Annotated in this window: 4 protein-coding genes and 1 rRNA gene; 3 read left to right on the top strand and 2 right to left on the bottom strand. The window is 33.9% G+C overall.

All coding sequences use genetic code 11. The features are described from left to right. Positions 1–105 (top strand): 5S ribosomal RNA (gene rrf / locus APR43_RS21695); the annotation flags it as partial. A 313-nt stretch (positions 106–418) separates the two neighbouring features. Here rrf and APR43_RS21690 read toward each other — a convergent pair. After that, positions 419–1,435, bottom strand: a complete 1,017-nt coding sequence (locus tag APR43_RS21690) for a proline-specific peptidase family protein (protein WP_053474466.1) — start codon at positions 1,433–1,435, stop codon at positions 419–421. A 166-nt stretch (positions 1,436–1,601) separates the two neighbouring features. On the opposite strand from APR43_RS21690, the gene APR43_RS21685 reads away from it, so the two are divergent. Further along, positions 1,602–6,809, top strand: a complete 5,208-nt coding sequence (locus tag APR43_RS21685) for an HYR domain-containing protein (protein ID WP_053474467.1) — start codon at positions 1,602–1,604, stop codon at positions 6,807–6,809. A 3-nt stretch (positions 6,810–6,812) separates the two neighbouring features. Further along, a complete protein-coding gene (locus APR43_RS21680) occupies positions 6,813–7,730 on the top strand; it encodes a PorP/SprF family type IX secretion system membrane protein (protein ID WP_053474468.1) in 918 nt (305 codons plus the stop codon). Position 7,731: 1 nt separating this feature from the next. Here the strand turns inward: APR43_RS21680 and APR43_RS21675 are convergent, their stop codons facing one another. After that, positions 7,732–8,373, bottom strand: a complete 642-nt coding sequence (locus APR43_RS21675) for a response regulator (protein ID WP_053474469.1) — start codon at positions 8,371–8,373, stop codon at positions 7,732–7,734. Positions 8,374–8,378: the final 5 nt, after the last annotated feature.

The following is an 8,378-nucleotide window of genomic DNA, read 5'->3' as shown; positions in this document are numbered from 1 at the left end:
TGGTTATTGCGGCGGGGCTCACCTCTTCCCATCCCGAACAGAGTAGTTAAGCCCGCCTGCGCAGATGGTACTGCAGTATTGTGGGAGAGTATGTCGTCGCCTTTCTTTTAAGAATCCTCATCATGTATTTGATGAGGATTTTTTGTTTTATAATACTTTTGGAAACTAAACTCTTTTTTGGTTAAAAAACTAATATTAACAGATATGTGCCATGCAGGACTACCTGCGTTTGAAACTGCAGGCAATATTTTGTAATTTAAAGTCGAAGTATTCGAAATTGATATTATTTCCTGCCGTAGAACGACATTTTTGTTTATTCTAAAGCAAAAAAGTAACCGACAGCTGCGCTAAGAAATTATATAATTATTCTATTGATACTTAGGTTTTGTAAATCAGTATATTGGATTTTGTGCCCATACTATATTTTTTTATTGTCAACATCATTAATAAATTGAATTACACCATTCATAAAGATTTTTTGATCATCCCACATAGCTAAATGACTCCCATTTGGGCAATATAAATAACGTCCTTTTTTAACTAATTTACTTTGTTCTTCCATTGCTTTTGGATCCATTGTATCATATTTGGCACCAATCATAAGTGTTGGAATTGTAATTTCTTGTAAACGATTTTTAATATCCCATTTGGCTAATCTTCCGCTAATACCAAATTCACTTGGGCCTTGCATCATGGTATAAATTTCTCCATTTACATGTTTACTGGCACGATTTAGTCCGTCTGGCCATTCTTTTAATCTGCACAAATGTTCTTTGTAAAAATTTGGGAGTAATAATTCCATGTATCGCGGATTACTGAAATCTTTTTTAGCTTCTAAAGCTCTTATTTCTGCTAAAATTTGTGGTTTCATTTGCTTTGCTAAAACTTCATCAGCATATTTTCCATATTCAGGAGCGCTTGCCATCATATTTGATACTAATAGTCCTTTCATATTTTGTTGATACTTTAGAGCATATTCCATAGCAAGAATTCCTCCCCATGAATTTCCTAATACATAAAAATTATCTTTATCTGCATTAATTGCTTTTCTAATTTGTTCGACTTCATCTACAAATCTGTCAGTTGTCCATAGGCTGCTGTCTTTAGGCTGATCACTATAATAAGATCCTAATTGATCATATTCATAAAATTCAAAACCTTCACGTTGAAAAAATGTTTCAAAACATTCCATGTATTCATGTGTCATTGCGGGGCCTCCATGAAGGAGCAAGATTTTTATTTTAGGGTTATTTCCAAAACGTTTTGTCCAAACTTTAAATTCACCAACAGGTGTTTTTATAGGAATCATTTTTACACCGGCTGATTCTACATTGTTTTGATCGTAAGTAAAATAACTTGAAAGTACATCTGATTTGGGTTCATTTTTACAAGATGTTAAAAGTATAATCATTGAAATGATTGCGGTATAGCGCATATATTTAAATTTTAAGGATTTAGACTAAATTACAAATTATTCTTAAACGAATTTTGATCTGTATATAGTTAACCTAAATTCTCAAAATCACTATTTATAGTGATGTGTGAAATTTAGTTGAGTTATAGTTTTGCAACTTGAAAAAGTTAAAATATATAGCTGTAGAATGAAAAGTAATAGAACTATTTTAAAAATAACACCAAAGTTTCAAATTTTCTTATTCCTATTTTTTTTCGCTGGAATATGGATTTCAAACGCTCAGAATGGTTGTGCGCAAGTACCGGTTTCTGTTTTAAACGGATCGAATGGGTTTTTACTGGAAGGTAAAGCTAATGAAGATGATCTGGGATACACGACAAAAAGTGCAGGAGATATTAATCATGATGGTATACCGGATATTATGATTGGAGCGCCGGGAATTGATTTTGGCGGAATGAAAGATGTAGGTGAGATTTATGTCATTTTTGGTGGATCAGGATTTTCATTTAAAACTTTTGATGTTGCTGCCTTAAACGGAACTAATGGTTTTGTAATTAGGGGTGTTGCCGCAGGCGAAAAATTAGGAACTATGCTAAGCCCGACTGGTGACTTTAATAATGATGGAATTGATGATATTATTATTGGAAATTATACTGAGGAAGGGATGGCAACCGCACAAGTATTTTTTGGGGCTAATACATTTCAGCCACTTTACAATAGAACCGATATTGATAATACAAAAGGAATTTCTATTACCTGTAATGGAGAGGCAAATACATATATAATAGATGTAAGTTATGCTGGCGATGTGAATCACGATGGAATATCTGATATTATCATTACTGAATTTTACGCTGCAAGAACTAATAATTATGTTGTTTTTGGAGCTGCAGGTATTACGGATTTAGTCACTTCATCATTAAATGGTACAAATGGTTTTAAAATATCAGGATATGCAGTTTGGTATGGAGACAGTATTGGCCGCAATGCCGGAGATATAAATAATGATGGAATCGATGATTTAGTTTTAGGATTTCCGTCTTTTCAAGATCCAGCAAATCCTTATTCAGGAAGAGTAGTCCTGATATTCGGTAAAAATTTAAGTTTTCCTGCAATAATAGATTTGGATATTTTGAATGCATCAGAAGGAACAATTATAACCAATTCTATAAAGGAAAACCGAATGGGAAAATCAGTTGCATCAGCAGGTGATTTTAATAATGATGGTATTGATGATATTATAGTAGGAGCTCCATTTAAAGATCTTGACGGAGTTAGCGGTGTCGGTGGAGCCTATGTTGTTTTTGGAAGGAATACATTTCCGGCTTCATTTTCTATAACAAGTATAACACCAGCAACAGGTGTAGTTTTTCAAGGAAATAAATACAATGATCAGTTTGGATTTTCAGTAGCTGGAGTAAAAGATATTAATCACGATGGAAAGGATGATATTGCAATTTCTTCTAAAGAAGGAATCTCAAACAGTGGTGCCTTATATATTGTTTTTGGTGGAAATACCGCTACGGGAATTGTAAAAGAAAATAAAATTTTAAATACGGTTGGATACCAGATTTTTGATGATTTCGTTGGTTATTCTAATAAGACTTTTGCACGTGACGCAGCAGGAATCGGAGATTTTAATAATGATGGGACAAATGATTTTATATTAGGATCTACCAGAAAAGAAGATTATTATTGGGATAAAGGGAGCGCATATATTTTTTACGGCGAAACTTTAGACCGTATAGATAATGTTAAGCCAATCATTGAGTGTCCTGTCAATCAGGAACTTTATGTGAATTCAACATTACCTAATTATATTACATTATTGCCTAATGTAACAGATAATTGTCTGTATACCAGTAATTATGATTTGGTAATAACTCAAAGCCCACCTCAGGGGATTTTATTCAAAGGAGATACCAATGTAACGATTACTGTTACTGATTTATCGGGAAACACAAATTCATGTAGTTTTTTAGTAAAATTGAAAACACCTCCTTCAGCGCCAACATGTAAAACAGTAAATTTTTCGTTGGAAGAATTAAATGGAACAAATGGTTTTGTGGTATACGGAGAAACAGGTTTTATACAAACAGGATTTAGTGTAAATAAGGCAGGAGATATAAACAATGATGGTATTCAAGATTTTATATTAAGCTCAGTAGGAGATATAAGAAGTTCTTCAGGAGCTTTTAAAAATACACAGGAAATAATAAGGGGAAGTGTATATATAGTATATGGTAAAACCACCGGATTTCCGCCTACAGTTCATTTAAAAGATTTAAATGGAACGAACGGGTTTATTATTCGTGATGATGTAGATTTAAACGGATATAACAAAACAGGGACTGTAGTAGCTTCTGCAGGCGATATAAATGGTGATGGAATAGACGATATAATGTTGAGTGCACCTCACAAACAAAATATTAATTACGATGCAGGTGCAGTTTATGTAATCTTTGGGAAAACAGGAGGTCTTGGCGCTCAATTCTTTTTATCAAGTTTAAACGGAAGTAACGGATTTGTATTTTCTGGGACAGAATATTATGAAACGATAGGTGCAGGGATTGATTCTATTGGCGATTTTAATAATGACGGTTTTGATGATATCGCTGTTTTTGGAAGCGGACAATTAAAAAAAGGACATATAATTTATGGTAAAAGCGGTCCTTTTCCAGCCTTACTATTATCGACAGAGTTAAATGGCAGCAATGGTTTTTCAATTTCCGGTGATCCTGCTGTTGATAAAATTGCTAATTCTTTAACAGGATTAGGAGATGTTAATGGAGATGGCATTCCTGATATTGCTGTGGCTACTTATGATGGAGAGAAAAGATATATTATTTACGGAAGCTCTGGTTTTCCAAGTGAATTTAATGTAACAACCCTAAATGGCAGCAATGGTTTTATTGTACAGCATTCAACATCATCTTTAAAATACACAGGAATAAATAAAGTAGGCGATCTTAATCATGACGGCTTTAATGATATTGCATTCAATAGAGATTTTGTCCTTTTTGGTTCTGCAAGTATTCCGGCTTCAGTAGATTTAAACAATCTTGACGGTACAAACGGTTTTAAATTAGAAAATTCATTCGCTTCAGTAGGTAAATCTGGTAGCATTGGTGATTTTAATAAAGATGGAATAGATGATTACCTTTTTGCGGTAAATAATTCAGGTGCTGTAATTATTTACGGTAGAGAGATCTGGAAAAGTTCTATTAATATGTTCAATTTTACCGCTAAAGAAGGTTTAAGACTAACATTTTCTCACGGATACGACACATCATTTAATTTTACCGGAGATATTAATAATGATGGTTTTGATGATATTATTGGAAGCAGTATTATGTATAATTCTTCAGGTTCTGTAAAAATAAATGAGGATCCGGGAAGAGTATATGTTATTTACGGAAGAAAAAATATAACTGATACCGAAAAACCAGTAATAGCTAACTGCCCGTCCAATGAAGTTATTGCCGAAGGAGACGAAATTCCAAATTACACAAACAATATAACAGTTACAGATGATTGTGATGAATATCCTGTAATCGAACAAAATCCGGCTCCGGGAACCATTTTTACAGGAGGAAAACAAACCGTAACCTTAACCGTAACCGATGCCAGCAGTCATTTTCAAACTTGTACTTTTACTGTTTCAGATGGTATCGACCATGAAGCACCTGTTTTAACCTGTTTGGGAAATCAGCAATTAGCTTGTGGCGAAAAAGTTCCTAATTATCTTCCATTACTAACTGTAACAGATGACCTCGATACAAATGTAACGCTTACGCAAAATCCGCCGGAAGGAACCGCTTTTTATGACGGAATGGAAGTTGTTTTTACCGCTCAAGATGATGCTGGACACTACACTAATTGCAGTATAATTATTAGTGCAACTGGTGCAGATACCAAACCCCCAACATTTACTATCCCATCAAATGTAACACTATATTGCGGAGAATTTATCCCCAATTATGCATTTAGTCCTATAATGAATCTGCAGGATAATTGTAGTGATAATATTACTGCAGAAATGACACCGCCAGCCGGAACTCGTTTCTATGATGGGATTTCAATACACATAAAATACACAGATGAATCAGGAAATTATGACGAATGCACCTTCGTTGTACATTCGGCAGAACAAGATTTTACGCCGCCATTAATCTATAACTGTATCGGAAACCAGACTTTAGCTTGTGGATCAAAAATTCCAGACTATACACCTTTAGTTAAAGCAACAGACGAATGTGATCCATCGCCGGTAATTACTCAGGATCCAGCTGCGGGAAGTGATTTTACAGACGGAATGACCGTAACCGTAACCGCTACAGATGCATCAAATCAATATTCAGAGTGCAGTTTTATTGTCAACGTTTCTGCAGATACTACTCCGCCAGTAATAACCTGTATTGGAGATCAGAATTTGCTTGTGGGTACGTCACTTCCAGATTATCGTTCAATGATTACAGTTTCAGATAATTGTGATTCAAATTTAACGGTAACGCAAACTCCAAATTCTGGATCTGCAATTTCTGACGGAATGAATGTAGTTATGAACACTACGGATAATAGTGGTAATGATACCAGTTGTTCCTTTGTGATACATATTGTATTAGATAATGAAGAGCCTGTTTTTACCTGTCTTACAGATCAAATGGTGGAATGTAATACAACCGTAATTCCAGATTATACAAAAATGATTTCTGCAACAGATAACATGGATCCAAATCCTTCGATTGTTCAAAATCCGGTAGCAGGAAGTGACTATTTAGCAGGAATGACGGTTAAAATAACAGTTTCAGATCAAAGTAATAATTCAAAAGATTGTTATTTTCAACTATTTACAAATCCAATTGTAGTTGAGGCAGGAAATGATCAGCAAATTACAGAAGGACAATCTGTAAACCTTGAAGCAGTAACTTCAGAAAGCGGAACTTTTTTATGGACGCCTTCAGATGGATTAAGCAATAATGCAATTGCAAACCCAGTTGCAAAACCTTTAACCACAAAAACCTATAAAGTAGTTTTTAAAAATGAATACAATTGTGAAGCCGAAGATTCTGTAACAATAACAGTTGTTCCAGAAGATAAAGACGAAACAAAATATGGTTTTTCTCCAAACGGCGACGGAATAAATGATTTTTGGCAAATCGATGACATTACAGATTATCCAAACAATCAGGTTTTGATTTACAACCGTTGGGGCGATTTAGTTTTTCAAACTGAAAACTATGATAATGCATTAAATGTATTTACCGGAATCGCAAACAAAAGCCGAAATCTGGGAGCTAATCAATTGCCAGAGGGAACTTATTTCTTCGAAATCCTTGTCAATCAACCACATCACTTTAAAAAACTCAAGGGATATCTTGTTTTAAAACGCTAATTCATGAAAAGTATAATAAATAGTATTGCAGCCTTACTCATCATAATCATTTTTTTAGAAAAGGCTTACGCACAACAAACACCAGTTTTTTCAAGTTATAATTACAATACCGTTTTAATAAATCCCGCACATGCGGGATATTATTCAGATATAGATATTGCAATGACCACAAATGGATATTTCAACTCTTTTGATGGAAGTCCAAAAAATGTTGATTTTTCCATAAACAAATCAGCGTGGTCAGACAGATTAGGATTAGCAGCCGGAATATCCCGCGATGAGATTGGAGTAACAAATACAACCAATTTTTTTACTTCATACTCGTATAAAATTTATTATGGTTCAGATTATAAAGCAGGAGAGAAAAGATCAGCCAATTCTAAGATGATTTCCTTTGGAGTTACAGCCGGAGCAATGCTTTATAACGAAAATTTAACCGAATTAGGATTAGAATTTGATCCGGAATTTCAAGAAAACATTCACACTTTTACACCAACAGTTGGCGTAGGTTTTTTATATAATTATAATAAATTTTACTTAGGATTATCAGCACCAAACTTGTTAAATGAAGCCTTCAATTCAAAAAATAATACCAATTTAAAAAATGTATATTACAGTTATTTAGGCTACCGATTTTTTACAAGCAACCGCGAAGATTTACTTTTAAACCCAAGTGTTTTATTAAAATATATGGAAGGGTCACCTTTTCAGGCCGATTTTAATTTATTAGCAAACTACAAAAACAAACTTGAATTTGGAGGCGGTTATCGAACTTCAAACACAATAAATGTTCTGGCAGGATTTCATGTTTCAGATCATTTCAGAGTAATCTGTACCTATAATAAATCCTTTGATAATGTAGTAATTCCAGATACTTTCGGGCTCGTTTTAAATTACCGAATGGGTAAAGGATTCGAATAAATCAATCAACCAAACCATTTTCAACCGCATATTTTACCAACCCCGCCGTATTTTTAGCATTCAGTTTTGATAATAAATTACGGCGGTGTGTATTAACAGTATTTAAGCTGATAAAAGTTTTTTCGGCAATTTCAGCCGTATTGTATTCATGCGCAATCAAAATCAAAATTTCTTTTTCGCGGGAACTTAATTCCGTTAAATTCGAAACCTGTTTTTCAATTTTAGAACTGTTCGAAAGATGTTTTTCTTCCAGCTCTTCGGCAAAATAATTTTCTCCCGAAGCAATCGTATTAATCGCTTTCAAAAGTTCAGACTTCTCAGCATTCTTAAGTAAATAACCATTTACGCCAATTCTAATTAACCTCGAAATCATCATCACATTACTGTGTGTGCTTACAATTAGGATTTTTACATCTGGATATTCTTTTTTCAAAATCTTACTCAATTCAATACCATCCATTTCCGGCATACTGATATCCAGGATAATAAAATCAATATTACCCTTTTTAATTATTTCCAATGCTTCGATCCCGTTTATTGCCGTATCAACAACTCCAATATTCGGTTCCTTTTCTAATAAAGACATAATTCCCTGAAGGAACATCGTATGATCATCGGCAATAAGTAAATTTATTTTATTCATCAAAC

Source organism: Flavobacterium sp. NLM, assembly GCF_002210235.1.
Classification (GTDB): domain Bacteria; phylum Bacteroidota; class Bacteroidia; order Flavobacteriales; family Flavobacteriaceae; genus Flavobacterium; species Flavobacterium panici.
The sequence above is the reverse complement of the archived record's forward strand: the minus strand, read 5'-3'. Positions and strand labels throughout refer to the sequence as shown.